The 2448-nt window shown below is 69.6% G+C and carries 2 protein-coding genes and 1 pseudogene; 2 read left to right on the forward strand and 1 reads right to left on the reverse strand.

The window, feature by feature from the left end:
• Both VGX25_RS17565 and VGX25_RS17570 read left to right on the forward strand, forming a co-directional pair.
• Window positions 1-256: pseudogene (locus VGX25_RS17565) on the forward strand (hypothetical protein); the annotation flags it as partial.
• Window positions 257-291: 35 nt separating this feature from the next.
• Window positions 292-744 (forward strand): hypothetical protein, encoded by a 453-nt coding sequence (locus tag VGX25_RS17570; protein WP_326918884.1) that lies wholly within the window; start codon window positions 292-294, stop codon window positions 742-744.
• A gap of 458 nt (window positions 745-1202) precedes the next feature.
• On the opposite strand, the gene VGX25_RS17575 is transcribed toward VGX25_RS17570, so the two are convergent.
• Window positions 1203-2270, reverse strand: a complete 1068-nt coding sequence (locus tag VGX25_RS17575) for an HNH endonuclease signature motif containing protein (RefSeq protein WP_326918885.1) — start codon at window positions 2268-2270, stop codon at window positions 1203-1205.
• Window positions 2271-2448 lie beyond the last annotated feature (178 nt).

Consider the following 2448-nt stretch of genomic DNA (forward strand, 5'->3'; position numbering starts at 1 on the left):
GCGCCGCCGGCGGGGGCCGCCTGACCACCGGCGCCGCCCAGCCGCCCGGCAGCGACCCGGCGCCGGTGGAGAATGCGGCGTGCAGGCGCAGACCATCATGGCGGTCAGCCGGGCGGCGGACTACGTCATCTACTCGAAGGGCAGCTACGGCACCGGCTACTACGAGATCTGGATGGACAAGCCCGGCCAGCGGATCAGGACCGACACCTACACCCAGCTTCCCCGCCCATTCCCGTGCCGGAGGACGGAAGGCTGACCGTGCCCCCGTCCGCCGGGCCGACGCTCGGGCCCATGCGTCGGCAGCAGTCCCACAGCGCCAGCGGTCCGGACGGCGACCAGGACATCGTGTGGGTCGACTACGACCTCAGGAAGTGGTCCACCGGCCACCGGACCGACCGGAACCCCCCGTCGGCGATCCCGGACATCACCGATGCGGACAGCATCCGCACGGCGATCACCGACGGCACGGTGGAATTGGTCGGCAGGGAGACCGTGGACGGCCTCGACACCCTGCACCTGCGGCTGTTCGGCCCGAACCGGGAGTACCGCATCGACATGTGGGTCGACAGCCGGACCTACCTGCCCGTGCGGGAGATCGCCGCCAAGAGCTCCGGAGGCACGGGCGACCAGGAGTTCCCGTCCGCCCACGCGGTCACGACGACCTACGACTGGTTGCCCCGCACCCCGGACAATCTGGCCCGCCTGGTGCTCACCCCGCCCGCCGGCTTCGAGCGCCTGCCCTGACCGTCGGCGCGGGGCTGGCCGGCGATCATGCGTGCTCCGGTCGCTTGGTCAACTGAAGAAGTATGAGAACCGGAGTGGAAGGTGGGTGTGAGGGTCGGTTTTCGTTGTCGGGGGGCGGTTTTTGCTTCCGGCCGTTCCCGGCTGCGTCGGAACGCCGGGGTGGTCCCGTTGGCGGGGCTGGTCCTGGCGTTCCGTGGCACGGCTGTGGACAGCGTTCGGCGCCGGGGCGCCTCTCGCTGCCCACAGCCGTGCACCGGGCCACTTTCCCTCGGCTTGGCGGAGCCGGTCACGTGGCCATGACTGGTCAGGTGTGGGTGCGCCTTGGGTGGGGCTGGTGGCGAGGTGGGGTCGCACGCCTGTGGACAGGTGCCCCGTCCACACTCGCGGGGCCCGCCCTGCCCACAGGCGCGCTCACCTTGAAAAAGACCATTTCAAAATCTATTTATGAAGAAAAGAAACTAGAACGGCGGAGGATCCGGGTCCCACTCGCTCGGCGCGGTGACTGGCTCGGGCTCCACCATGTGCGTGAACCCCAAGGGGCTGGTCCATTCCAGCCGGTCCCGGCCGAGCTTGCGGACCTGCCAGGCGCCGTCGTGTTTGGCGCGGTGGTGCCGCCGGCACAGGCACTGGCAGTTGGCGTCACAGGTGGCGCCGGTTGGCCAGGGGATGCGGTGGTCGACGTCGCATTGGCGGGCGCGGCGGGTGCAGCCGGGGTAGCGGCAGGTGCGGTCGCGCACCTGCACAAAAGTCTTCAACGATTCCGGTGGTGTGTAGCTCGGCGCGGTGAGATCGACCACGGCGCCGGTGGTGGGGTCGGTGCGCAGCCACCGCCACGACGTGGCCTCGGCCGCCAACTCCCGGGCCGCTTGGGCGGTGACCGGTAGGCCGTCGACCTCCGCCGGGCCCGCCGCGGTGCCAGGGGCGGGCATGGTCAGGTGCACCTCGACCACCCGGTTGCTGCCGGTGTCGGTGCCGAAGAGTAGGTCCAGGGCGATGTCGGCCTCGATGTGCTGCAGTGTGCGGGGTTCGTTGCCCAGTGCCTTCAGCGCTCGGGCTCGGTCGGCGATGACCGCGTGGGCGGTGGCGATCTTTTCGGCGCTGTGGTGGATGGTCAGCGCGGCCATGCCGGGTTCGGTGGGGTAGGCATCGACCCGCCGCCCGCGGACCCGTTCCGTGCGGCGTTCCTCGGCGCCCTCCGGGTCGACCGCCAACACCACCTTGGCCAGGGTGTTGCGCAGCTGGGCGGGGGTCTGCTGGCCGGCCTTGTCCAATACCTGGGCTTCGACGGCCAGGGCATGGTCGTCGGCCAACCCGGCCACCGCGTCGGCGATCAGCTGGGCCTTGTATTCCTCGATCCACCCCTGATCCAACGCGGCCAGGGTTTGCGGCAGGCGGTCGACGAGAGTTCTCGCGAACTTCAGGCGGCGTTGCGCGGCGCGGTCGGAGATGCGCAGCTGGGTGGCCACCTCCAGGTAGGCGAACTCGTCACCCTCGGTATCCCGGGCGTAGGCGGCCAACTGGCGCAACTGGACAGCCTGGTAGTGACCAATCAGGACACCAGCGAACGCCGCCTGCCCCAACAGGTCCTGGGGCTCGGCGGCGGTGGAGTGGTCCTGGATGACGAGCACACCGACACGCTAGCCGACCCCACCGACAATTCCGGCCACCAACGGCTTGATCAACAAATTGGTGGAAGATCTTTTA

The sequence above is a fragment of the Actinophytocola sp. genome (assembly GCF_035942955.1).
Lineage (GTDB): Bacteria > Actinomycetota > Actinomycetes > Mycobacteriales > Pseudonocardiaceae > DASYTH01.

Bases quoted from the DNA above. Each gene is read 5' to 3' on its own strand.
- VGX25_RS17570 (WP_326918884.1), top strand. From the start codon at position 292: ATGCGTCGGCAGCAGTCCCACAGCGCCAGCGGTCCGGACGGCGACCAG.